The organism is Paraburkholderia sp. UCT31, assembly GCF_014397655.1.
GTDB lineage: Bacteria > Pseudomonadota > Gammaproteobacteria > Burkholderiales > Burkholderiaceae > Paraburkholderia > Paraburkholderia tuberum.
Map to the genome: position 1 here is coordinate 33128 of NZ_VZQP01000019.1, position 22636 is coordinate 55763.

The window sequence follows — 22636 nt, forward strand, 5'->3', positions numbered from 1 at the left end:
GGGCCGCGCCGACCTCGACCGGCGCAGTGTTACTGGCGCGGCTCCTAGCGGAACACCACCGTCTTGCTGCCGTTCAGCACGACGCGATGCTCCACGTGCCACTTCACCGCGCGCGCGAGCGTGACGCACTCGACGTCGCGGCCGATCGCCGTCAGTTGTTCCGGCGTCATGCTGTGGTCCACGCGCTCGACTTCCTGTTCGATGATCGGACCTTCGTCGAGATCGGTCGTCACATAGTGGGCGGTTGCCCCGATCAGCTTCACGCCGCGGTCGAACGCCTGGTAGTACGGCTTCGCGCCCTTGAAGCTCGGCAGGAACGAGTGGTGGATGTTGATCGCGCGGCCGGCGAGCGCCTCGCACAGGTTCGGCGACAGGATCTGCATGTAGCGCGCGAGCACCACGAGGTCGGCCTGATGCTCGTTGATCACTTCGAGCACGCGCGCTTCCTGCGCGGTTTTCGCTTCGGGCGTGCCGCCGAGCAGCGGGAAATGGTGGAACGGGATGTCGTAGCTCGCGGCGAGCTGGTAGAACTCCTTGTGGTTCGAGATGATCGCCGGGATGTCGATGTTCAACTGACCGGTGCGGTAGCGGAACAGCAGATCGTTCAGGCAGTGGCCGATCTTCGACACCATGATCACGACGCGCGGCTTCACGTTCGCGTCGTGCAATTCCCAGCTCATGCCGAACTGCTCGGCGAGTGTCACGAACGACGCGCGCAGCGCGTCAAGCCCCGGATCGCCGCCCACCTGCTGAAAATGCACGCGCATGAAGAACTCGCCGGTGCGGCTGTCGCCGAACTGCGCGGAGTCGAGAATATTGCTGCCCCGCTCGAACAGAAAGCCCGACACGGCGTGAACGATGCCGGGCCGGTCGGCGCACGACAGTTTGAGGATAAAGCTGTGATCGGTCGACATGACCTCGGTGACTCCCTTCTTCAATGCGTGGTTTGTTTCAGTGGGTACTGGCTGCACGGGTTGAGCTCGACTGATGAGCCTGAGCTAGGTCAGCGCCGGCGGCGCGAACAGCGCGTCGATGCCCTCGCACGCGTCCTCGTCGATCCAGCGGCGGCGCAGCAGGCAATCGAGCGTCGCGAGGCTGGCATCGACGGTCAGCGCGCCTTCCTCGATCCAGCGCGCGACTTCGTCGATGCGCGCGAGCCGGTGTTCACCCACTTCGCCGTCCTGGTTGCGCGGCGCGAAGTCGGCGGGCAGCGCGAGGTCGTAGATGAAAATCTGCTCGGCCTGCGTGCCTTCCGGCAGCGATTGCAGCACGTGCGCGGTGCGGCCCGCGACCGCGCTCGCCGCGATCTGCGCCGGAATGCCCGCTTCTTCCCAGCATTCCTTGACGATCGTCTCGGCGATGCCGAAGCCCCAGCCGATCCCGCCTGCGACGACGTTGTCGAGCATGCCGGGGTCGGTCGCCTTGGTGTCGCTGCGGCGCGCGATCCACAATTGCGGCGCGCCACGCGGCGCTCCGCCAAAGGGCGCCCCGCCAAAGGGCGCACCGCCATCCGCATATTCTACGACGCCGTTCAGATGCACCGCGTAGGTCATCGTGCCGAAGAAGCGCGACGCCGCGCGCTCGATATACGCGAGCGGCGGCGCGTCGAACGCATTGCGGATCGCGTACGTCTCGTTGCGCCAGCCGGGGATGCGACCATCGGCGGCGAGCGCGCCGATCACGGAAGCGAGCGCCGCGCTGCGCAGATCGACGGTATCGAACGTGGCGCAGAGCGTCACGCCGTCGTTCGCCATCTCGAACACGTCGGGCCAGCGCGCGAGCAGCGGCAGGTCGCGCTCGCGAATCCACCCGACCTGTTCGGCGCCGATCAGAAACGGCCGATGCGCGTTCGCGTCGAAGCGGCGCGCGGCGGTGATGCAGGGCAAAGTCATCGGAAAACTCCAAACTGTCCGCCGTCGTGGCGAACCGGGGCAAAGCAGAAGCGGGCGGATTGCGTGACGACTGTCAGTCGCGCAAGGCGACGCGAATCCCGATCGCGATGAACGTCGCGCCGGCCACGCGATCGAGCCACAGGCCCACGCGCGGCCGCCGTCTGAGCCAGCCGCCGATGATCCCCGCGCACACGCCGAATAGCGAAAACACCACGACGGTCTGCAGCATGAACAGCGCGCCGAGCTCCAGCATCTGCACGGTGACGCTCTGCGCGCCGTCCGGCTGCACGAACTGCGGCAGAAACACGACGAAGAACAGCGTGACCTTCGGATTCATCAGATTGCCGAGCACGCTCTGGCGAAACACCGTCGAAAGCGGCTGCGGCGCACGCTCGTGCGCGGTCGCGAGGCCCTGGCTGCGCAGCGCCTTGATGCCGATCCACACCAGATACGCGGCGCCGGCGAGCTTGATCGCTTCGAACGCGAGCGGCGACGAGCGCAGCAGCGCGGCGACGCCGAGCGCCGCGAGTGTCGTATGAAACGTGATGCCGGCGGCAAAGCCGAGCGCGGCGACCAGGCCGGCCGCGCGGCCCTGCGAGATGCCGCGCGCGAGCACCTGCAGATTGTCCGGGCCGGGCGCCACGGTGATCGCGATCGAGGTGGCAAGAAACAGCAGGAAGTTGGGCATCGTGGTGGCCTTCTGGTTGGGCGACTGGTGAACCCTGATGGGTGAGCGATATCGTTGAGCCCGGTTGGTTTTGCCCGGCCAACGGGGCTTGTGCGGCTCATGCGACTTTAGCCGCTGGTACGGCGGGAAACGCTACCGCGCGTCACGGCACGCGCCGTGACTACCTCCCGGTTCAATGACCGTCGAAACTCGTCACGGTATAGAGCGCAAGACCGCCCTCGCCCAGCAGCTTCGAGCCGCCCAGCTCCGGCAGATCGACGATCGCCGCGCCTTCCACGACGACCGCGCCGAGCCGCTCGAGCAGCAGTTTGCCGGCCATCATCGTGCCGCCGGTCGCGATCAGATCGTCGATGATCACGACGCGGTCGCCCGGCTCGCACGCATCCTCGTGAATCTCGAGGGTCGCGGTACCGTATTCCAGTTCATACGATTGCGAGATCCGCTTGTACGGCAGCTTGCCCGCCTTGCGAATCGGGATGAAGCCAATGCTCAACTCATGGGCGACGATCGGCCCGATGATGAAGCCGCGCGCATCGAGCCCGGCAATGTAGTCGAGCTTCGCGTCGATATAGCGCTGCACGAACAGGTCGATCAGCACACGCAGCGACTTCGGCTCGCGCAGCAGCGGCGTGATGTCGCGGAACTGCACGCCCGGCTGCGGCCAGTCGGGCACCGTGCGAATGTGACTTCTGATGTAGTCGGCCGCATCGAGCGGCGCGCTCGCGAGCGCCTTGGACATGATGTCTCCGGATGGACCTCGACAGGTCCGGTGAAAAGCTTGAATCAGGGTCGCCCGCCAGAACGGGCCCGGCTCACGGGTTCAGGCCGCGGCGGCGCGGCGATGCTTCGACAGCCGCTCCTCGGCTTGCGCCAGTTGTTCGGGCAGACCACGCAGCACCACGATGTCGCTCGCGCGCAGTTTCGTCGACGGGTCCGGTTCGACGCCGCGGATGCCGTGCCGGCGGATCGCGGTCACTTCGACACCGAGTTCGTACAGGCCCACCTCGGCGAGCGTACGGCCCACCGCGTCGGCACTCTCGTCGACCGGCACCGATTGTAGCCGCACCTGCTCGTGGCCGTCGTCGTCGTCGATGTCGTCGGCGCCGTGGAAATAGCCGCGCAACAGCGAATAGCGTTCGTCGCGCATCTCCTCGACGCGCCGCACCACGCGCCGCATCGGCACACCCATCACGACGAGCGTATGCGACGCGAGCATCAGGCTGCCCTCGACGATCTCCGGAATCACCTCCGTCGCGCCGGCGGCGAGCAGTTTCTCCAGATCGGCATCGTCGACGGTGCGCACGATGACCGGCAGCGTCGGCTCCATCTCGTGAATGTTGTGCAGCACGCGCAGTGCCGACGGCGTGTTCGCGTAGGTGATCGCGATCGCGGCCGCGCGATGCAGGCCGGCGGCCAGCAGCGACTCGCGCCGCCCCGCGTCGCCGAACACGACCGATTCGCCGGCTGCCGCGGCCGCCGCGACACGGTCGGGATCGAGATCGAGCGCGACATACGAGAGCCCTTCATGCTCGAGCATGCGTGCGAGGTTCTGCCCGGCGCGGCCGTAGCCGCAGATGATTACGTGGCCGCTCTGCTTCAGGCTTTGCGTGGCGATGCGCGTCATCTGCAACGACTGCATCATCCATTCGGTCGACGACAGCCGCAGCACGACACGGTCCGCGTTCTGGATCATGAACGGCGCGGCGAGCATCGACAGCAGCATCGCGGCGAGAATCGCCTGCAACAGCGTCGCGTCGACGAGATGTCGGTCGAGAATCAGGTTCAGCAGCACGAAGCCGAACTCGCCCGCCTGCGCGAGACCGATACCGGTACGCATCGCGACGCCCGGCGTCGCGCCGAAGAGCCGCGCAAGGCCGGTGATCATGATCAATTTCAGCAGCACCGGGCCGAGGAAAAAGGCCAGCACGACCAGCGGATGCTCCCAGATCACGCGCGGATTGAGCAGCATGCCGGTGGTCACGAAGAAGAGCCCGAGCAGCACGTCGCGAAACGGCTTGATGTCCTCTTCGACCTGATGCCGATACGGCGTCTCGGCGATCAGCATGCCGGCGATGAACGCGCCGAGCGCGAGCGACAGCCCGAATTTGTCGGTGATGAACGCGGCGCCGAGCGTCACCAGCAGCAGATTGAGGACGAACAGCTCCTGCGAGCGGCGCCGCGCGACCACGTTGAACCAGCGCGTCATGAAGCGCTGCCCGACGATCAGCAGCAGCGCGAGGGCCACGACGATCTTGATCGCCGCGACGCCGAGCGCGCTGACCAGATTCTCCGAGCGGCCGCCGAGCGCCGAAATGATGATCAACAGCGGCACCACCGCGAGATCCTGAAACAGCAGCACGCCGAAGATATTACGGCCGTGCTCGGTTTCGATTTCGAGCCGCTCCGCGAGCATCTTGCTGACGATTGCCGTCGACGACATCGCCAGCGCGCCGCCCAGCGCGACGCTCCCCTGCCACGTGATATGCACCCAACGCTCGAGCACGAAGCCGAGCGACACGGCCACCGCGACCGTGCCGATCACCTGCAGCAAGCCGAGTCCGAACACGAGCCGGCGCATCGTGCGCAGCTTGGCGAGCGAAAACTCGAGCCCGATCGAGAACATCAGGAACACGACGCCGAATTCCGCGAGATTCTGCGCTCCCGCCGAATCGGGAATCAGCCCGAACGCATGCGGCCCGACGACGATGCCGACCGTCAGGTAGCCGAGCATCGGCGGCAGATTCAGGAAGCGAAAGATCACCACGCCCGCCACCGATGCCAGCAGCAGAAACAGCGTCATTTCGAGCGGGGAAATCATCGGCAAAAACGCATGGGTGAAGCGTCCTCGTTCGTCAGCGGAACCGCGCACGAGAACGCCGTGCGAGATGATTGATTGGGCCGGCAAAAAAGCTGCAAAAAGGCGGCAAAGCAGCTGAAAAAGGGATTGTCGACAGGCCGATGCAGACAGCGGCTCGGCACAGCAGGCCCGGCGCGGCGAACAGGCGCCTTTGCTATACTCCGCGAATGATAGCGAAAATCAATGGCGACAGGGCACTCACGCTTGCTCGCGACGTACTCGACATCGAAGCGGACGCCGTGCGCGCGCTTCGCGACCAGCTCGACGGCAGTTTCGTCGGCGCGGTCGATTTCATCCTGGGTTGCCGTGGACGCGTGGTCGTCTCCGGCATCGGTAAATCCGGCCACGTGGCCCGCAAGCTTGCGGCCACGCTGGCAAGCACCGGCACACCCGCGTTCTTCGTGCATCCGGCGGAAGCAAGCCACGGCGACCTCGGCATGGTCACCGCCGACGACGTATTTCTCGCGCTGTCCAATTCGGGCGAAACCGAGGAGCTGATGGCGATCCTGCCGCTCATCAAGCGGATCGGCGCGAAGCTGATCGCGATGACGGGCCGTCCTGGCTCAAGCCTCGCGCAACTCGCGGATGTGCATCTGAATTCCGGCGTCGCGAAGGAAGCCTGTCCGATGAATCTCGCGCCCACCGCCAGCACCACCGCCGCGCTCGCGCTCGGCGATGCGCTCGCGGTCGCGGTGCTCGACGCGCGCGGCTTCGGCCGCGACGACTTCGCGCGCTCGCATCCGGGCGGCGCGCTCGGCCGACGCCTGCTCACCTACGTGCGCGATGTCATGCGCACCGGCGACCAGTTGCCGCAGGTCACACCTGAGGCAACCGTCAGCGATGCCCTCTTCCAACTGACCGCGAAGCGCATGGGCATGACCTCGGTCGTCGACCGCGAGGGCCGTGTGACGGGCATCTTCACCGATGGCGACCTGCGCCGCGTGCTCGAACGCGACGGCGATTTCCGCCAGCTGCCGATCGCCTCGGTGATGACCGCGGGCCCGCGCACGATCGGGCCGGATCATCTCGCGGTCGAAGCCGTGGAACTGATGGAGCGTTATCGTATCAATCAGATGCTGGTCGTCGACGAAACGGGCAAGCTGATCGGCGCGCTCAACATGCACGACCTGTTTTCGAAGAAGGTGATCTGATGGCCGTTGCTCCCCCTACCGCTACCGAACGCGCAAGCCGCGTGAAGCTGATGATTTTCGACGTCGACGGCGTACTGACCGACGGCGGCCTGCTGTTCACGGCGGAAGGCGACACGATGAAAGGCTTCAACTCGATGGACGGCCACGGCATGAAGCTGCTGCGCCAGGCCGGCATCGAAACGGCGCTCATCACCGGGCGCAAGTCCGGCATCGTGGCCGCGCGGGCGAAAGAAATGAACATCGCGCATGTCTACCAGGGCGTGCAGGACAAGCCACAGGCGTTCGCCGACCTGCTGCGGCAAACCGGCCTCACCGCCGAGGACTGCGGCTACATGGGCGACGACTGGGTCGATCTCGCGGTGATGCTGCGCGTCGGCTTCGCGGCCGCGCCGGCCAATTCGCATCCCGAAGTGATCGCGCGCGCCCACTGGGTCAGCGAGGCGCGCGGCGGTTACGGCGCGGCGCGCGAAGTGTGCGACACGCTGCTGCGTGCCCAGCACAAATATGAAGCACTGCTCGCGGCGGCGTGCAGCGGCGAGCAACGGGGCCTCGTGGGATGAACCAGTTTCGCCTGACTTCGCTGATCCCGCTCATCGCGATGGCGGCGCTCGCCGGCATCACGTGGTGGCTGCTGCAAGCCACGTTGCCGCGCAAGACCGACGACGAGGTGCGCCCGAAGGAACACACGCCGGACTACTTCGCCGACAACTTTTCGGTGTCCGAGCTCGACCAGTCAGGCGCGACGCAGTACCGGCTGACCGCACAGTCGCTGGTCCATTACGAGGACGACGAAATGAGCGACCTCGTCAAGCCGGCGATGCGTGCGTTCCAGCCCGGCAAGCCGATCGTCACCGCGACCGGCGACACGGGCACGGTCAACGCGGATGCGTCGATCGTCAATCTGTACCAGAACGCGCGCATCCTGCGCGCGCCCGGCGACGGCGATCCGCAGATGCAGGCCGATTCCGAGCATTTCAGGGTCCTCGTCAACGACGATGTGATCGAGACTGAAAAGCCAGTTAAACTTCAGCGCGGCATGTCCGTGATGACTGCCAGCGGCATGAAATACAACAATGTCACCCGGTTTATGCAACTGTTCGGCAATGTAAGAGGCGCAATCGCCGCGTCCGATTCCGGCCACTAAGCCAACGCATACCGGGTAATCCATTCCAGGCGTGACTGCATGAACGAATCGCACCCCCGTTTTGATACCGGCCGTTCGCGCGCGCTGTCCGCGTGCCGCGCCGCACTTGCTGCGCTCGTCGTCGCGCTGCCGCTCGTCGGCTTCGCGCCGCTTGCGCACGCGGACCGCGCCGACAAAGACAAGCCGCTTAACATCGAAGCGGACAACATGACTTACGACGACCTGCGGCAGGTCAGCATCTTCACCGGCCACGTGGTGGCCACCAAAGGGACGATCCTGATCAAGGCCGATCGCGTCGAAGTGTCGCAAGACCCGCAGGGCTACCAATTCGCGACCGGCACCTCGAGCGGCGGCAATCTGTCGTATTTCCGCCAGAAGCGCGAAGGGCTCGACGAATACATCGAGGGTACGGCGATCCGTATCGACTACGACGGCAAGCAGGATCTGACCACGCTGACCACCAACGCGACGGTGCGCCGCCTGCAGGGCATGACGACGCTGCTCGACCAGGTGCACGGTAGCGTGATCACCTACGACGGCCAGAACGACTTCTACACCGCGAAGTCAGGCAAGGACGTCGCAGGTCCGGGCAACCCGACCGGCCGCGTGCGCGCGATGCTGTCGCCGCGCAACGCCGGCGCCGCGCCGCTGACCGGCGCGTCGGCCACGCTCACGCCGTCCAACTCGATCCAGGGAGCGCCGAACCAGTGAGCACCATGAGCAGCACCATCGCGCCCCTCCCCCATCGGAAGCCGGCCGGCACCAGCAGTTCGCTGGTCGTGCGCAATCTGAAGAAGCGCTATGGCTCGCGCACGGTCGTCAAGGACGTGTCGCTCGACGTGAAGAGCGGCGAAGTGGTCGGCCTGCTCGGCCCGAACGGCGCCGGCAAGACCACGTCGTTCTACATGATCGTCGGCCTCGTGCCGCTCGACGCCGGCGAAATCGATCTGGACGGCAAGTCGATCAGCCTGCTGCCCATTCACAAACGCGCATCGCTCGGCCTGTCATATCTGCCGCAGGAAGCGTCGGTGTTCCGTAAGTTGAGCGTCGAGCAGAATATTCGCGCGGTGCTGGAATTGCAGCACGACGAAAACGGCAAGCGCCTCGGCAAAGACGTGATCACGTCACGCACCGAAGCGCTGCTCGACGAGCTTCAGATCGCGCATCTGCGTGAAAATCCGGCGCTGTCGCTGTCGGGCGGCGAGCGTCGTCGGGTTGAAATTGCGCGCGCGCTGGCAACCAATCCGAGCTTCATTCTGCTCGACGAACCGTTCGCCGGCGTCGACCCGATCGCGGTGCTGGAAATCCAGAAAATCGTCAAGTTCTTGAAGCAGCGCAATATCGGCGTCCTGATCACCGACCACAACGTGCGCGAAACGCTAGGTATCTGCGATCACGCGTACATCATCAGCGACGGCAGCGTGCTGGCCGCCGGCGCGCCTAGCGACATCATCGAAAACGAAAGCGTGCGGCGCGTCTATCTGGGCGAGCACTTCCGCATGTAAGCACGTACGGCGTCCCCGGCCACGCGAGCGCGCGCGGCCGCGGCGCCATTTTTGCGGCACCCGCACATTCGTTGTCAGGCGGCGCAGGGTGGCGCCGCGCGGCGCGCCAAATTGGGCGTACCCAAAAATTGCGAGTGCCGCAAGGTATCGCGGTCGTGGCAAACTCTCTACAATGAATCTCAACTTGCCATGAAAGCCAGCCTCCAACTCCGCCTATCGCAGCATCTTGCGCTCACGCCGCAACTGCAACAGTCCATCCGGCTGCTTCAGTTATCGACGCTCGAACTGCAGCAGGAAGTCGCCATGGCGATCTCGCAGAATCCTCTCCTCGAAAACGAAGACGAGTGGATCGCGAGCCCGTTGCGGGTGGCAGCCGACGGTTCCTTGATCGCCCAGACACCGGGCTCCTCGGCGCCGGCCGATCCGATGGCCGGCAACGGTTCGGCATCGTCCGAGGGCAACGGCGAGCGAGCCGAAAGCGGCGAGCCCCAGGGTGTCGACGAATACAATGGCCTTTCGGGCGACGGCGGCGGCGATACCTCGCAGTGGAACTTGGACGACTACGGCCGCTCCGGCAACGCGTCGGACGACGACGACCTGCCCCCGCTGCAAATCCACGAATCGAGCACGTCGCTGCGCGACCACCTGATGGCGCAACTGCGCGTCACCCAGGCGAGCCAGCGCGACCGCGCGCTCATCACGTTCCTGATCGAATCGCTGGACGACGACGGCTATCTCGCCGCCACGTTCGAAGAAGTGCTGGCCGACCTGCCCGAAGAACTCGAAGTCGACGTCGACGAACTGAACGCCGCGCTTGCGCTGCTGCATAGCTTCGACCCATCAGGTGTCGGCGCGCGCTCCGCGTCCGAATGTCTGAAGCTGCAGTTGCTGCGGCTCGAGCCATCGCCCACGCGCACGCTTGCGCTAGACATTGTCAGCCATTACCTGGAACTGCTCGCCGCGCGCGATTTCACGCGGCTACGCAAGCACCTTAAGGCCAGCGACGACGATCTGCGCGACGCGCACGTGCTGATCCGCTCGCTCGAACCATTTCCGGGCGCGGCCTACGGCAAGGCCGAAGCGGACTACGTGGTGCCCGACATCATGGTGCGCAAAACGGCACAGGGCTGGCTGGCGGAGCTGAATCCCGAGGTAGTGCCGAAGCTGCGGATTAACCATCTATACGCGAATATTCTGCGCAATAACCGCGGCGATCCGGGCAGCGGTTCGTTGCGCCAGCAACTGCAGGAAGCACGCTGGCTGATCAAAAATATCCAGCAGCGTTTCGAGACGATCCTGCGGGTTGCGCAGGCAATTGTCGAGCGTCAAAAGAGCTTTTTTGTGCACGGCGAAATTGCCATGCGCCCCTTGGTTTTGCGGGAAATAGCTGATACGCTGGGCCTACACGAGTCGACTGTCTCGCGTGTGACAACCGGCAAATACATGCTGACCCCATTCGGGACGCTGGAATTCAAGTACTTTTTCGGCTCACACGTTTCGACGGACACCGGCGGCGCGGCCTCCTCCACGGCCATTCGCGCGCTGATCAAACAACTGATAGGAGTGGAAAACCCGAAATCGCCACTTTCAGACAGTCGCATAGCCGAACTGCTGGCGGAACAGGGCTTCGTGGTCGCACGGCGTACCGTTGCGAAATACCGTGAGGCGCTCAAAATCCCGGCAGTCAACCTGCGCAAGTCTCTGTAGCCCGCCGCGTTTTGCAGCGGGCATTTACCGGCCGCTCCGCACCTGGCGGACAGGCCGGCCGCTGCGACCTGCCAGATGTCCGTCACCGGGGGGCGACACAGGCAAGCCGTCAGATCGACCGGACCTTTGTCATTGTGCGGACCAAGCGGCCATTAGCTTGGAGAAGCACTATGAATCTCAAGATCAGTGGACACCACCTCGAAGTAACGCCTGCGTTGCGCGAATACGTGATCACCAAACTGGACAGGGTGCTAAGACATTTCGATCAGGTCATCGACGGCAGTGTGGTCCTCTCGGTCGACAACCATAAGGAAAAGGACAAGCGTCAAAAGGTGGAAATCAACCTCCATCTGAAGGGTAAGGATATCTTCGTCGAGAGTTGTGACAGCGATTTGTACGCTGCAATCGATCTGATGATCGACAAGCTCGACAGGCAGGTGATACGCCACAAGGATCGTCTGCAAGGCCATCAGCACGAAGCGATCAAGTATCAGCCGGCGCCGCAACTGGACGTGCCGCCGCAATAGGAGAAATTAGAGGAAATTCCTCAATTCCCTTGAACTCGTCGAGCCGCCCGCGACCGGGCGGTTTTTCGTTTCAGCGCCCCGGTTCCCGCTCACCGGCGGTGCGTCTCGCCGAGGCCGACCCCAACCATTCCCGCAAAGGTTTGCGCAGCGCGAAACGTGCCGCGGCGCAAGCGCTGAAAAACCTGATATGCATAGATGGCGCGCCGCACCATCGGCCGTCACCCTGTTCTATAATGTTCCAGTTACCATCGGGGTCAAGCCAGCTCTGATGAAGTACGGCCGATCGAAATCTAACGCTTTCGCGATCGACTCTGACCGTCCGTCTTCGCCAGCATCGAACGAATGGAACGTCACTCAACCGCCCCGGTGGGGAGAACTCAGGCCACGTTTTCGCCTGTCAAAATGAATCGTTTAGCCAAATTTCTTCCCCTCGAGAACGTCGTCATCGGACTATCGGTCACCAGCAAGAAACGCGTGTTCGAGCAAGCGGGCCTGATCTTCGAGAACCAGAACGGCATCGCCCGCAGTACCGTCACAGACAATCTTTTTGCGCGAGAACGACTCGGCTCGACCGGGCTCGGCGAAGGCGTCGCGATCCCGCATGGGCGGATCAAGGGCCTCAAGCAGCCGCTCGCCGCATTCGTCAGACTCGCCGAACCGATCCCCTTCGAAGCGCCGGACGGCCAGCCGGTCTCGCTGCTGATCTTCCTGCTCGTCCCCGAACAGGCCACTCAACAGCACCTCGAAATTCTCTCCGAGATCGCGCAATTGCTGTCCGATCGCGACGCCCGCGAGCGGCTGCACACTGAAGAAGAACGCGAATCGTTGCATCGCCTGCTTACTCAGTGGCAACCTTGATGCAACGGCGGCGGTAGTTCATACGCGCCCGCACACGCAGCAAAGACCCGGCAAGCGGCTCACACTGGAGTCACTGACTCATGGATACGTCCAGCATCAACGCCCAAAGCATTTTCGACGACAACGCCGCCATGCTGAAGCTCAGCTGGCTCACGGGGCATGAAGGCTGGGAGCGCGGCTTTTCTTCGGAATCGGTCGCCAATGCCACGTCGAGCGCCGACCTCGTCGGCCACCTGAACCTGATCCACCCCAACCGGATCCAGGTGCTCGGCGACGCTGAAATCGACTACTACAAACGTCAGACCGACGAAGACCGCTCGCGCCACATGGCCGAGTTGATCGCGCTGGAGCCGCCGTTTCTCGTCGTCGCGGGCGGAGTCGCGGCGCCGCCGGAGCTGGTGCTGCGCTGCACGCGCTCGTCGACGCCGCTGTTCACGACGCCGACCTCGGCGGCCGCGGTGATCGATAGTCTGCGTCTTTACATGTCGCGCATTCTCGCGCCGCGCGCGACGCTGCACGGCGTGTTTCTCGACATCCTCGGCATGGGCGTGTTGCTGACCGGCGACTCGGGCCTCGGTAAGAGCGAGCTCGGCCTCGAACTGATTAGCCGAGGCCACGGTCTCGTCGCCGACGACGCTGTCGACTTCGTGCGCCTCGGCCCGGACTTCGTCGAAGGACGCTGTCCGCCGCTGCTGCAGAACCTGCTCGAAGTTCGCGGCCTCGGTCTGCTCGACATCAAGACGATCTTCGGCGAAACGGCGGTGCGCCGCAAAATGAAACTGAAGCTGATCGTGCAACTGGTGCGCCGCCCCGACGGCGAATTCCAGCGGCTGCCGCTGGAAAGCCAGACCGTCGACGTGCTCGGCCTACCGATCAGCAAGGTGACGATCCAGGTGGCCGCCGGCCGCAACCTCGCGGTGCTGGTCGAAGCGGCCGTGCGCAACACGATTCTGCAGCTGCGCGGTATCGACACGCTGCGCGATTTCATGGATCGGCAACGTCTCGCCATGCAGGATCCCGATAGCCAGTTTCCAGGAAAACTGATCTGAAGCCCGCCACAGCGCCATGAAGCGCCCGCAGAAGGCAGGCCGCGGGCACGCGCATGGAGGCCAGATGCTATGATGAAATCTACGCTTTCGACGACTCCATGCGCATAATCCTGATCACCGGTATCTCCGGCTCCGGCAAATCCGTTGCCCTGAACGCGCTCGAAGACGCGGGTTATTACTGCGTCGATAATCTGCCGCCGCGTTTCCTGCAGCAACTCGCCACCTACCTCGCCGCAGACGGCCAGGATCGTCTCGCGGTCGCGATCGACGCGCGCTCCGGTTCGTCGCTCGACGAAATGCCCGCGATGATCCGCGACCTCAAGCGCTCGCACGACGTGCGCGTGCTGTTCCTGAGCGCGAGCACGCAGTCGCTGATTCAACGCTTTTCCGAAACGCGTCGCCGCCATCCGCTGTCCGGCTCGCCCGCGCACGACGCGGACGTTGGCCTGCTCACGTCGCTCGCCGAAGCGATCGAACGCGAGCGCGAACTGGTCGCGGGACTTGCCGAATTCGGCCATCAGATCGACACGAGCAATCTGCGCGCGAACGTGCTGCGCGCATGGGTCAAGCGCTTCATCGAACAGGAGGACGCGGGGCTCGTGCTGATGTTCGAGTCGTTCGGCTTCAAGCGCGGCGTTCCGCTCGACGCGGATTTCGTATTCGACGTACGCACGCTGCCGAACCCATACTACGATCATGAATTGAGGCCGCTCACCGGCCTCGACAAACCGGTCATGGATTTTCTCGATGCGCAGCCGGTCGTCCACGAGATGATCGACGACATCGAGAAGTATCTGTCCAAGTGGCTGCCGCATTTCCGCGACGACAATCGCAGCTACCTGACCGTCGCAATCGGTTGCACGGGCGGCCAGCACCGCTCGGTATTCATCGCGGAGACGCTTGCCGCGCGTCTCGCAACATCGGCGAATGTGATTGTGCGGCACCGCGATGCGCCGGTCGACGTCGGCGAATCATCGAAGCTGGTGGCTTAACCGGCCGCATCGCGCGGCCTTAACCCGAAGCGTTGCGCCATGTCCTCTACGCCTACTGTGTACGCCGATTTGCCGCTGTTTCCGCTGCATACGGTGCTATTTCCCGATGGCTTGCTGCCGCTCAAAATCTTCGAAGCGCGCTACCTCGACATGGCGCGCGACTGTCTGCGCGAAAAAACACCGTTCGGCGTTTGCATGCTGAAAAGCGGCGCCGAAGTCGCGCGCGAGGAAGAACCTTCGGTACCCGAAACGATCGGCTGTCTCGCCGAAATCGACGAGTGCGACGTCGAAGCATTCGGCATGCTGCTGATTCGCGCGCGCGGCACGACGCGCTTTCGTCTGTTATCGCATCGCGTCGAAGCGAGCGGTCTGCTGGTCGGCATGGCCGAGCCGCTCGCCGATGATCTCCCGCTCGAGGGCAATGAGCTATTGGCCAAATTCGGCGCGTGCGCGGAAGTGCTCGAGCGGATCATCGCAACGATCCGCGAACGCGATCCGGACAGCCTACCGTTCGCCGAGCCGTTCCGGCTCGACGATCCGTCGTGGGTGTCGAACCGTCTCGCCGAGGTGCTGCCAATCGCGTTGCGCGCACGGCAAAAGCTGATGGAATTAACCGATGCCGGCGCGCGCATCGACGTCGTGCATCACTACATGCAACAGCATCAGTTGCTGTGAAATCCTGAAGTCGTGAAGGCTGCCGCGCCGGACTCAAGTCGCCCGCTCAGCACCTCCGATCCATTCCGTTAGAGCAACGAACCATGCAGACTGGCGAGCAGCTTGCGCACCGGCGCCGGCACGCCGAACGAATCCAGATCGCTGAGCGCAACCCATGCGGTGTCCGCATCGTTGAGCGCGGCCAGGGCGCCGACACCGCGATCGAACTCCGCAAGCCGCGGTTCGATATCGAGCTTGAAATGCGTGAATACGTGTGAGAACGACGCGAGCGCGGACACTTCGCCGTCGCCGCCGAACGCGCGCGCCCGCTCGGCCAACGATGCTTCGTCGGCAGCTTCGGGCAGACTCCACAGACCACCCCAGATGCCCGACGGTGGACGCCGCTCGAGCATCACCGCATTGCCGTCGCGCAGCAGCAGCATCCACGTACGGCGTGTCGGCACCGCTTTCTTCGGGCGCGCGGTCGGCAATTCACGTTGACGTCCGGTGACGTTGGCAACGCAGTCCGGCGCGAACGGACAGCGCGAGCAATCGGGTTTGCCGCGCACGCACAATGTCGCGCCGAAATCCATCAAGCCCTGCGTGTACCCGCTGACCTCCGCGTTCGACGCATTCGACGGCAGCAGTGACTCCGCGAGCGTCCACATTGCGTTCTCGACTTTCTTCTCGCCCGGAAAGCCTTCGACGCCGAATACGCGCGCGAGCACGCGCTTCACGTTGCCGTCGAGAATCGTCGCGCGCGCGCCGAACGCGAACGACGCGATCGCCGCGGCCGTCGAGCGGCCAATGCCGGGCAACTCGGCGAGCTCATCGACCGACGCGGGAAACGCGCCGCCATGCTGCTCGACGACGACCTGCGCGCAGCGTTGCAGATTGCGCGCGCGCGTGTAGTAGCCGAGGCCGGCCCACAGCGCCATCACGTCATCGGACGGCGCGGCGGCGAGCGCGGCGACATCCGGGAAACGCGCGAGAAATTTCGCGTAGTACGGAATCACCGTCGACACCTGGGTCTGCTGCAGCATGATTTCGGACAGCCAGATGCGATACGGATCGCGCGTGTTCTGCCACGGCAGATCGTGGCGGCCGTGCTGGCGCTGCCACGCGACCAGCCGCGCGGAAAACTCGGGCATCGGCGCAAACGCGGGCGCGGTGTCGGACGCGCTGGAGCGCGCGCCGGTCGTTGGGGTCAGGCGGGAAGGCATCGAGAATCTAGCGCTGGCAAGTGGGACAGAAGTACGTGGAGCGTTGCCCCTGCACGATCTGTTTGATTGGCGTTCCACACACGCGGCATGGCAGGCCCGCGCGATCATAGACGAAGTAGTCGAGCTGAAAATAGCCGCTTTCGCCGTCGCTGCCGACGAAATCGCGCAGCGTGCTGCCGCCCTTGTCGATCGCGGCGGCGAGCGTCACGCGCACGGCATCGGCCAGCAGTTCATAACGCACGAGCGACACGCGGCCCGCCGCGGTGGTCGGCCGGATGCCCGCGCGAAACAGACTCTCCGACGCGTAGATATTGCCCACGCCGACCACGATGTCCCCCGCCAGCAGCGCCTGCTTCACCGACACCTTGCGCCCGCGCGTCAACCGATGCATCAGCGCGCCCGAAAAAGTTGGCGAGAAAGGCTCGACGCCAAGGCTCGCGAGCAGCGGATGTTCGAGGATGTCGCCTGCTTCGCGCGGATGCCATAGCACCGCGCCGAAGCGGCGGGGATCACGATAGCGCAGGATAAAGTCGTCGAAGATCCAGTCGACATGATCGTGCTTCGCCGCGGCAGGCGGATGCGGCACATGACGCAGAACGCGCAACGTGCCCGTCATGCCGAGGTGGACGATGAACCACCCAGCGTCGATTTCGAACAGCAAATACTTGCCGCGTCGCTCGACTTTGCGCACCACGTGGCCGCGCAAGGTTTTCGCAAGGTCGGCCGGAATTGGCCAGCGCAGCGCGGCCGTCCGCACGTCGACGCGCTCAACCTTGCGCCCGGACACATACGGTTCGATCCCCCGTCGGGTAACCTCGACTTCTGGCAACTCTGGCATGGCTGATTGGTCTGCTACTTGCGTGAGTGGTTGTGCGCGTATTGTAGCGAGCGCGTTACAATCGACTGAAACATTGAACGGATTTCCATGAACGTGTCCTTCGTGAAGCTGCTATCAAAGCGCCGCGCGCGCGTGTCCAACGTGCCGCTCGCCGTGTCCGCTCGCCGGATGCTCGGTGCGGCCGTGCTCGGATTGTGGGCGCTGGCCGCCGTGCCCGCGCATGCGCAGGACCCGACGCCGGATTCCGACGACACGTCGGTCACGATGCCGGACCCGCTGGGTCCGGCAACACCTGAAGACGAAAAGTCGCTGCCCGGCGTGCCGCTGTCGAGCCAGATCGTCTTCCAGGTGCTGGCCGCCGAGATCGCGCTGCAGCGCGACCAGCCGGCACCGGCCTATCAGACCTACCTCGCGCTCGCGCGCGACACTCACGACCCGCGCATGGCGCAACGCGCCACCGAAATAGCGCTGGCGGCGCAGAGCCCGTCGGACGCGCTCGCCGCCGCGCAACTGTGGCAACAGTACGCGCCGAGTTCGGAACGCGCCGCCCAGCTCGACGCGTCGCTGCTCGTGCTGTCTGGCAGGCCCGACGATGCCTCGCCGATCCTGTCGCAAGAACTGGCGAAGGTACCCGAGGAAAATCGCGGCAGCGCGGTCCTCGCGCTGCAACTGCTGTTGTCGCGCGGCCCGAACCGCGTCGGTGGCCTGCACGTGTTGCAGGACCTGCTGAAGAACGACATGAACCGGCCGGAGGCGCAACTGGCCCTCGCGCGTCAGCAGCTGCTGGCCGACGACGCGCCGGGCGCGCACAAGTCGCTCGAGCAGGCGCTCACGATCAAGCCCGACTATCTGCCGGCGGCGTTGATGCTGTCGCAAATGGGTCCGGAGGAGCGCAAGGAAGGCATCGCGTCGCTCGAAAAGTACGTGCAGCAGAATCCGAAATCGCATGACGCACGGCTCGCGCTGGCGCAGATGTATCTTGCCAGCGACCGTCTCGACGACGCGCAGAAGCAGTTCGAGCTCATGCGCAAGGCAAACCCCAACGACTTGACACCGTTGATGGCGCTCGCGCTGATCAAGATCCAGCAGAAGAATCTCCCCGAAGCGCAGACGTATCTGATGCAGTACGCGCAGCAGGCCGAGAAGACGCCGGGTGTCGATGCGGGCCAGGCCTACATCTACCTCGCGCAGCTAGCGCTCGAACAGAAGAATGAGGCGGCCGCGAGCGACTGGCTGAACAAGATCTCGCCAGCGAGTCAACAATACCTGGCCGCGCAGATTACCCGCGCGCAACTGCTCGCGAAACAGGGCAAGACCGAGGAGGCGCGCCAGTTGCTCTCCAACTTGCAGACCTCCGATCCGCGTGATGTGGCGCTGATCGCGCGCACCGATGCGGCGATCCTGTTCGACGCGAAGCGCTACCCGGAGGCCGAAGCGCGTCTGCAGCAAGCCACGGCGAACTTTCCCGACGACCCCGACCTCACCTACGACTACGCGATGGCCGCCGAGAAAACCGGCCATTACGACATCATGGAAGCGCAGCTGCGCAAGCTGATCGAGACGCAGCCGGACAATCCGCAGGCGTATAACGCGCTCGGCTATTCGCTCGCAGATCGCAACCAGCGCCTGCCAGAGGCGGACAAGCTGGTCGAGAAGGCCTCGGCGCTCGCACCGAACGATGCGTTCATCATGGACAGCGTCGGCTGGGTCAAGTACCGGATGGGTAACACGGCCGATGCGATCAAGCTGCTGCGCAAGGCATACAGCCTCCAGCCGAACGCGGAAATCGGCGCGCACCTCGGCGAAGTGCTGTGGAAGGCCGGCGAGCAGGAACAGGCGCGCGCCGCGTTTCGCGAGGCTCGCAAGCTCGAACCCGACAACGAGACTCTCGTCAAAACGTTGCAACGTCTTCAGGTAAACAATCTTTGATGCGTCTTTCCCGTTTGATTTCTTTTTCCAGGGCGCCTCGCGGCAGCGCGGTTGGTTTCGCGGCGGCGGCGGTTGTCGCGCTGGCCGGCTGCGCGTCGGTGAAGCCGCAGGGGCCGTCCACGTCGAACGCCGCCACCGAAGTCACCGCGCAGACGAGCCGCTCGTATCAGGGCCGCTTCGCGATCCAATACAACGATCAGAACGGCCAGCAGCGCAACGCTTACGGCAATTTCTCGTGGCAGGAAACGGGCGACACCGTCACGCTGCAGTTGCGCAATCCGCTCGGCCAGACGCTGGCCATCGTGACTTCGTCGCCGGCTTCGGCCACGCTCGAATTGCCGAACCGCCAGCCGCTCACCGCCGATAACGTGTCGACGCTGATGCAGAACGCGCTCGGCTTCACGCTGCCGGTCGAAGGGTTGCGCTACTGGCTGCAACCGTCGCCGGCGCCGACTTCGCGCGCGAAGACCGAGAAGGATCCGGAGCAACCGTCGCGCCTGAAGCAGATCACCCAGGACGGCTGGACGATCGACTATGTGGCCTATGCCGATGCACCAGCCACCGGCGTGAAGCGCCTCAATCTGAGCCGCTCGGACCCGCCACTCGACATCAAGCTCGTGCTGGATCAGTGAGTCGTTCTTGCTGGGCTTTTTGTCCCAGCATCCGCTCACGTAACCTTGCTACCCGTTTGGCGCCACCGTGGCGCATGTAGCCTTCACTCATGATCGAAACAACCAATTCGCTGCGCGACTGTCTCGCGCCAGCGAAACTCAATCTCTTCCTGCACATCACCGGCCGTCGGCCGGATGGTTATCACACGCTGCAGACGGTCTTCCAGTTGCTTGACTGGGGCGACACGCTGCACTTCACGCGACGCGACGACGGTCTCATCGCACGCCGCACCGAAATCACCGACGTGCCACCCGAGCATGACCTGACCATACGCGCCGCGACGTTGCTGAAGGTACATACGGGCTCCCGCGAAGGCGTCGATATCGAAATCGACAAGCGCCTGCCGATGGGCGCGGGCCTCGGCGGCGGCAGTTCCGATGCGGCGACGACGCTGCTCGCGCTCAATCGCCTGTGGAAGCTCGATCTGCCACGTCAGGAGTTGCAGGATCTTGCGTTGAAACTCGGCGCGGACGTGCCTTTCTTCGTATTTGGAAAAAATGCGTTTGCAGAGGGTGTCGGAGAATCATTGGACGTTGTACAATTGCCGCCGCGTCACTTCCTGGTAGTGACGCCGAGGGTGCAGGTTCCGACTGCAGCGATTTTTTCCGAAAAAGCGTTGACAAGAGATACAAAGCCCCTCATAGTTACGGACTTTCCCGCAGAACTCAGCTGCAACACTGAGTGGCCAGAAAGCTTCGGCCGGAATGACATGCAGCAGGTTGTCGTAGGAAAGCACGCGGAAGTAGCGCAAGTGTTGCGGTGGTTTGAAAGCATCGCGCCAGCGCGGATGTCCGGATCGGGTGCCAGTGTTTTTGCAGCGTTCCGTAGCAAAGCTGAAGCAGAAGCGGCGCAAGCCAAACTGCCCGGCGAGTGGAACAGTGCAGTAGCAGCGGGCTTGGATCAGCATCCACTCTTTGCTTTCGCGTCATAAGTTTTGCATCGTCGAACGAAACTCCACGTTCGACGGAGCTCAAAGTTAGTGTAGGGGAGTCGCCAAGCTGGTTAAGGCACCGGATTTTGATTCCGGCATGCAAAGGTTCGAATCCTTTCTCCCCTGCCAAAAATTCTCGTAGTTCGCTGTAGTTCGCTGTAGTTCGCATTTCTCCCGCCCCCAGCCTGAAGTAGGTGCACGATGAGCAGCCATGACGGCCTGATGGTTTTTACTGGCAACGCAAATCCCGCGCTTGCACAGGAAGTCGTCAAAAACCTCGGTATTCCCCTCGGCAAAGCAATGGTTAGCCGTTTCTCGGACGGTGAAATCCAAGTCGAGATTCAGGAAAACGTGCGCGGCAAGGATGTCTTCGTCCTGCAATCCACGTGCGCGCCGACTAACGACAATCTGATGGAACTGATGATCATGGTCGATGCGCTCAAGCGCGCATCCGCAGGCCGGATCACCGCAGCCATCCCCTACTTCGGTTATGCCCGTCAGGATCGTCGCCCGCGTTCGGCGCGCGTCGCCATCTCGGCTAAGGTCGTGGCGAACATGCTGGAAATCGCCGGCGTCGAGCGGATCATCACGATGGATCTGCACGCCGACCAGATTCAAGGCTTCTTCGACATCCCAGTCGACAACATCTATGCAACGCCCGTGCTGCTCGGCGATCTGCGCAAGCAGAACTACGAGAACCTGCTGGTCGTTTCGCCGGACGTCGGCGGTGTGGTGCGTGCCCGTGCATTGGCGAAGCAGCTCAATTGCGATCTCGCGATCATCGACAAGCGTCGCCCGAAGGCGAATGTCGCCGAAGTGATGAACATCATCGGTGAAGTCGAAGGCCGCACCTGCGTGATCATGGACGACATGGTCGACACGGCAGGCACGCTGTGCAAGGCCGCGCAGGTTCTGAAGGAACGCGGCGCGAAGCAGGTATTCGCGTACGCCACCCACCCGGTTCTGTCAGGCGGCGCGGGTGAGCGTATTGCCGCTTCCGCACTCGACGAACTCGTTGTCACTGACACGATTCCGCTCGGCGAAGAAGCCCGTTCGTGCGCGAAGATCCGTTCGCTGACGAGCGCCGGTTTGCTCGCCGAAACGTTCTCGCGCATCCGCCGCGGCGATTCGGTGATGTCGCTGTTCGCTGAGAGTTAAGTATTTGCGAAGACACCGCGTACCGCTTCATGCGACACGCGGCGTTTTTGCACAATCGGCATGAACGAACGAAGGTTCTTGCCGCTATCCTGGGCCTCAGCCATTACGGCTTCGAGGCCCTGTTTTTACTGCCTGGTCGCGGGCAGTGCATTGGAGATTCAACATGAAAGTAGTCGCTTTCGAGCGTTCCCTGCAAGGTACGGGTGCGAGCCGCCGCCTGCGTAACTCGGGCAAGACCCCGGGTATCGTTTATGGCGCCGGCGCTGACACGCAACTGATCGAACTCGATCACAACGCCCTGTGGCACGCGCTGAAGAAAGAAGTTTTCCACTCGTCGATCCTCGATCTGGAAGTGGCAGGCAAGTCGCAACAGGTTCTGCTGCGCGACGTGCAATACCACCCGTTCCGTCAGCTCGTGCTGCACGTGGACTTCCAGCGCGTCGACGCGACGAAGAAGCTGCACACCAAGGTGCCGCTGCACTTCTTGAACCAGGAAACCAACCCGGCAGTGAAGCAGTCGAGCGCGGTGATCTCGCACATCCTCAACGAAATCGAAATCGAGTGCTTGCCGTCGGCACTGCCGGAGTTCATCGAAGTCGACCTCGCGAAGATCGAAGCAGGTCAATCGGTTCACGCGAAGGACATCCCGTTGCCGGCAGGTGTGGCGCTCGTGGCCCACGTCGACGCGGAAAACCCGGTGGTCGCTGCTGCAACGATCCCGGCTGGCGCAATCGCTGAAGACGCTGCTGCTGAAGGTGGCGAAGCGCCGGCTGCTTAAGAGCCTTCCGGTTCGAAGCAAGCAATCCTCTCGATCCGTTTCCTATGAAACGGTCGATGTGACCCGCCGAGGTTCGCCCTGGC

General features: G+C 63.7%; 23 protein-coding genes and 1 tRNA gene. 17 read left to right on the forward strand and 7 right to left on the reverse strand.

Going from position 1 to position 22636, the window contains the following annotated elements:
* Window positions 1-44 precede the first annotated feature (44 nt).
* From purU to F6X40_RS17675, 5 genes are all read right to left on the reverse strand, one after another.
* Window positions 45-914: a formyltetrahydrofolate deformylase gene (gene purU, locus F6X40_RS17655; protein ID WP_184067058.1), complete on the reverse strand. Its 870-nt coding sequence runs from the start codon at window positions 912-914 to the stop codon at window positions 45-47.
* An 84-nt stretch (window positions 915-998) separates the two neighbouring features.
* Window positions 999-1892 carry an NUDIX hydrolase gene (locus F6X40_RS17660; protein WP_187628724.1) on the reverse strand — a complete coding sequence of 298 codons (894 nt, stop codon included), beginning with the start codon at window positions 1890-1892 and terminating at the stop codon, window positions 999-1001.
* A 73-nt stretch (window positions 1893-1965) separates the two neighbouring features.
* Window positions 1966-2580, reverse strand: coding sequence for a LysE family translocator (locus F6X40_RS17665; RefSeq protein WP_184027294.1), 615 nt, complete (start codon window positions 2578-2580; stop codon window positions 1966-1968).
* Window positions 2581-2752: 172 nt separating this feature from the next.
* Window positions 2753-3319 carry an adenine phosphoribosyltransferase gene (locus F6X40_RS17670; RefSeq protein WP_187628725.1) on the reverse strand — a complete coding sequence of 189 codons (567 nt, stop codon included), beginning with the start codon at window positions 3317-3319 and terminating at the stop codon, window positions 2753-2755.
* A gap of 81 nt (window positions 3320-3400) precedes the next feature.
* Complete coding sequence (locus F6X40_RS17675; protein ID WP_187628775.1) at window positions 3401-5398, reverse strand: cation:proton antiporter; 1998 nt, start codon at window positions 5396-5398, stop codon at window positions 3401-3403.
* Between the two features lie 206 nt (window positions 5399-5604).
* Between F6X40_RS17675 and kdsD the strand changes: the two genes are divergently transcribed.
* From kdsD to F6X40_RS17730, 11 genes are all read left to right on the forward strand, one after another.
* A complete protein-coding gene (kdsD, locus tag F6X40_RS17680; protein ID WP_090802947.1) occupies window positions 5605-6588 on the forward strand; it encodes an arabinose 5-phosphate isomerase KdsD in 984 nt (327 codons plus the stop codon).
* Window positions 6588-7148 (forward strand): KdsC family phosphatase, encoded by a 561-nt coding sequence (locus F6X40_RS17685; protein ID WP_184026959.1) that lies wholly within the window; start codon window positions 6588-6590, stop codon window positions 7146-7148. Before kdsD ends, F6X40_RS17685 begins: the two co-directional genes overlap by 1 nt.
* Window positions 7145-7732: an LPS export ABC transporter periplasmic protein LptC gene (lptC, locus tag F6X40_RS17690; RefSeq protein ID WP_184067046.1), complete on the forward strand. Its 588-nt coding sequence runs from the start codon at window positions 7145-7147 to the stop codon at window positions 7730-7732. Before F6X40_RS17685 ends, lptC begins: the two co-directional genes overlap by 4 nt.
* A gap of 39 nt (window positions 7733-7771) precedes the next feature.
* Complete coding sequence (gene lptA, locus F6X40_RS17695) at window positions 7772-8443, forward strand: lipopolysaccharide transport periplasmic protein LptA (protein WP_090802944.1); 672 nt, start codon at window positions 7772-7774, stop codon at window positions 8441-8443.
* A 17-nt stretch (window positions 8444-8460) separates the two neighbouring features.
* A complete protein-coding gene (gene lptB / locus F6X40_RS17700) occupies window positions 8461-9237 on the forward strand; it encodes an LPS export ABC transporter ATP-binding protein (protein WP_090805577.1) in 777 nt (258 codons plus the stop codon).
* Between the two features lie 189 nt (window positions 9238-9426).
* Window positions 9427-10944, forward strand: coding sequence for an RNA polymerase factor sigma-54 (locus tag F6X40_RS17705; RefSeq protein WP_184067444.1), 1518 nt, complete (start codon window positions 9427-9429; stop codon window positions 10942-10944).
* Window positions 10945-11114: 170 nt separating this feature from the next.
* Window positions 11115-11471, forward strand: a complete 357-nt coding sequence (hpf, locus tag F6X40_RS17710; RefSeq protein WP_027199628.1) for a ribosome hibernation-promoting factor, HPF/YfiA family — start codon at window positions 11115-11117, stop codon at window positions 11469-11471.
* A 342-nt stretch (window positions 11472-11813) separates the two neighbouring features.
* Window positions 11814-12329 (forward strand): PTS sugar transporter subunit IIA, encoded by a 516-nt coding sequence (locus F6X40_RS17715; protein WP_184026940.1) that lies wholly within the window; start codon window positions 11814-11816, stop codon window positions 12327-12329.
* Between the two features lie 80 nt (window positions 12330-12409).
* Window positions 12410-13378: an HPr(Ser) kinase/phosphatase gene (gene hprK / locus F6X40_RS17720; RefSeq protein ID WP_008921706.1), complete on the forward strand. Its 969-nt coding sequence runs from the start codon at window positions 12410-12412 to the stop codon at window positions 13376-13378.
* Window positions 13379-13476: 98 nt separating this feature from the next.
* Window positions 13477-14370: an RNase adapter RapZ gene (rapZ, locus tag F6X40_RS17725; protein ID WP_041734268.1), complete on the forward strand. Its 894-nt coding sequence runs from the start codon at window positions 13477-13479 to the stop codon at window positions 14368-14370.
* A 39-nt stretch (window positions 14371-14409) separates the two neighbouring features.
* Window positions 14410-15045 carry an LON peptidase substrate-binding domain-containing protein gene (locus F6X40_RS17730; RefSeq protein WP_184067043.1) on the forward strand — a complete coding sequence of 212 codons (636 nt, stop codon included), beginning with the start codon at window positions 14410-14412 and terminating at the stop codon, window positions 15043-15045.
* A gap of 68 nt (window positions 15046-15113) precedes the next feature.
* Here F6X40_RS17730 and mutY read toward each other — a convergent pair whose 3' ends face one another.
* On the reverse strand, window positions 15114-16247 hold the full coding sequence (mutY, locus tag F6X40_RS17735; protein ID WP_187628726.1) for an A/G-specific adenine glycosylase: 1134 nt from the start codon (window positions 16245-16247) through the stop codon (window positions 15114-15116).
* A gap of 7 nt (window positions 16248-16254) precedes the next feature.
* The gene (mutM, locus tag F6X40_RS17740) at window positions 16255-17085 is read right to left on the reverse strand and encodes a bifunctional DNA-formamidopyrimidine glycosylase/DNA-(apurinic or apyrimidinic site) lyase (RefSeq protein ID WP_187628727.1); all 831 of its coding nucleotides are present in this window, start codon (window positions 17083-17085) and stop codon (window positions 16255-16257) included.
* 87 nt (window positions 17086-17172) lie between these two features.
* On the opposite strand from mutM, the gene F6X40_RS17745 reads away from it, so the two are divergent.
* From F6X40_RS17745 to F6X40_RS17770, 6 genes are all read left to right on the forward strand, one after another.
* Window positions 17173-19014 (forward strand): tetratricopeptide repeat protein, encoded by a 1842-nt coding sequence (locus tag F6X40_RS17745; protein ID WP_187628728.1) that lies wholly within the window; start codon window positions 17173-17175, stop codon window positions 19012-19014.
* Window positions 19014-19646: a lipoprotein insertase outer membrane protein LolB gene (gene lolB, locus F6X40_RS17750; protein ID WP_187628729.1), complete on the forward strand. Its 633-nt coding sequence runs from the start codon at window positions 19014-19016 to the stop codon at window positions 19644-19646. The genes F6X40_RS17745 and lolB overlap by 1 nt, the downstream gene beginning before the upstream one ends.
* Window positions 19647-19735: 89 nt before the next feature.
* Window positions 19736-20617 (forward strand): 4-(cytidine 5'-diphospho)-2-C-methyl-D-erythritol kinase, encoded by an 882-nt coding sequence (gene ispE, locus F6X40_RS17755; RefSeq protein WP_187628730.1) that lies wholly within the window; start codon window positions 19736-19738, stop codon window positions 20615-20617.
* Window positions 20618-20669: 52 nt separating this feature from the next.
* Window positions 20670-20746, forward strand: a tRNA-Gln gene (locus F6X40_RS17760).
* Between the two features lie 72 nt (window positions 20747-20818).
* The gene (locus F6X40_RS17765; protein ID WP_062125957.1) at window positions 20819-21775 is read left to right on the forward strand and encodes a ribose-phosphate pyrophosphokinase; all 957 of its coding nucleotides are present in this window, start codon (window positions 20819-20821) and stop codon (window positions 21773-21775) included.
* 163 nt (window positions 21776-21938) lie between these two features.
* On the forward strand, window positions 21939-22553 hold the full coding sequence (locus F6X40_RS17770) for a 50S ribosomal protein L25/general stress protein Ctc (RefSeq protein WP_187628731.1): 615 nt from the start codon (window positions 21939-21941) through the stop codon (window positions 22551-22553).
* Window positions 22554-22636 lie beyond the last annotated feature (83 nt).

Excerpts from the sequence above, each read along its gene's own strand:
- lptA (WP_090802944.1), top strand. The coding sequence starts at position 7,772 with ATGAACGAATCGCACCCCCGTTTTGATACCGGCCGTTCGCGCGCGCTG.
- hpf (WP_027199628.1), top strand. The coding sequence starts at position 11,115 with ATGAATCTCAAGATCAGTGGACACCACCTCGAAGTAACGCCTGCGTTG.
- F6X40_RS17665 (WP_184027294.1), bottom strand. The coding sequence starts at position 2,580 with ATGCCCAACTTCCTGCTGTTTCTTGCCACCTCGATCGCGATCACCGTG.
- F6X40_RS17670 (WP_187628725.1), bottom strand. The coding sequence starts at position 3,319 with ATGTCCAAGGCGCTCGCGAGCGCGCCGCTCGATGCGGCCGACTACATC.
- kdsD (WP_090802947.1), top strand. The coding sequence starts at position 5,605 with ATGATAGCGAAAATCAATGGCGACAGGGCACTCACGCTTGCTCGCGAC.
- F6X40_RS17745 (WP_187628728.1), top strand. The coding sequence starts at position 17,173 with ATGAACGTGTCCTTCGTGAAGCTGCTATCAAAGCGCCGCGCGCGCGTG.
- lolB (WP_187628729.1), top strand. The coding sequence starts at position 19,014 with ATGCGTCTTTCCCGTTTGATTTCTTTTTCCAGGGCGCCTCGCGGCAGC.
- purU (WP_184067058.1), bottom strand. The coding sequence starts at position 914 with ATGTCGACCGATCACAGCTTTATCCTCAAACTGTCGTGCGCCGACCGG.
- F6X40_RS17730 (WP_184067043.1), top strand. The coding sequence starts at position 14,410 with ATGTCCTCTACGCCTACTGTGTACGCCGATTTGCCGCTGTTTCCGCTG.
- F6X40_RS17770 (WP_187628731.1), top strand. The coding sequence starts at position 21,939 with ATGAAAGTAGTCGCTTTCGAGCGTTCCCTGCAAGGTACGGGTGCGAGC.
- mutM (WP_187628727.1), bottom strand. The coding sequence starts at position 17,085 with ATGCCAGAGTTGCCAGAAGTCGAGGTTACCCGACGGGGGATCGAACCG.
- lptC (WP_184067046.1), top strand. The coding sequence starts at position 7,145 with ATGAACCAGTTTCGCCTGACTTCGCTGATCCCGCTCATCGCGATGGCG.
- hprK (WP_008921706.1), top strand. The coding sequence starts at position 12,410 with ATGGATACGTCCAGCATCAACGCCCAAAGCATTTTCGACGACAACGCC.
- F6X40_RS17705 (WP_184067444.1), top strand. The coding sequence starts at position 9,427 with ATGAAAGCCAGCCTCCAACTCCGCCTATCGCAGCATCTTGCGCTCACG.
- mutY (WP_187628726.1), bottom strand. The coding sequence starts at position 16,247 with ATGCCTTCCCGCCTGACCCCAACGACCGGCGCGCGCTCCAGCGCGTCC.
- F6X40_RS17765 (WP_062125957.1), top strand. The coding sequence starts at position 20,819 with ATGAGCAGCCATGACGGCCTGATGGTTTTTACTGGCAACGCAAATCCC.
- rapZ (WP_041734268.1), top strand. The coding sequence starts at position 13,477 with ATGCGCATAATCCTGATCACCGGTATCTCCGGCTCCGGCAAATCCGTT.
- F6X40_RS17685 (WP_184026959.1), top strand. The coding sequence starts at position 6,588 with ATGGCCGTTGCTCCCCCTACCGCTACCGAACGCGCAAGCCGCGTGAAG.
- F6X40_RS17715 (WP_184026940.1), top strand. The coding sequence starts at position 11,814 with ATGGAACGTCACTCAACCGCCCCGGTGGGGAGAACTCAGGCCACGTTT.
- F6X40_RS17660 (WP_187628724.1), bottom strand. The coding sequence starts at position 1,892 with ATGACTTTGCCCTGCATCACCGCCGCGCGCCGCTTCGACGCGAACGCG.
- ispE (WP_187628730.1), top strand. The coding sequence starts at position 19,736 with ATGATCGAAACAACCAATTCGCTGCGCGACTGTCTCGCGCCAGCGAAA.
- F6X40_RS17675 (WP_187628775.1), bottom strand. The coding sequence starts at position 5,398 with ATGATTTCCCCGCTCGAAATGACGCTGTTTCTGCTGCTGGCATCGGTG.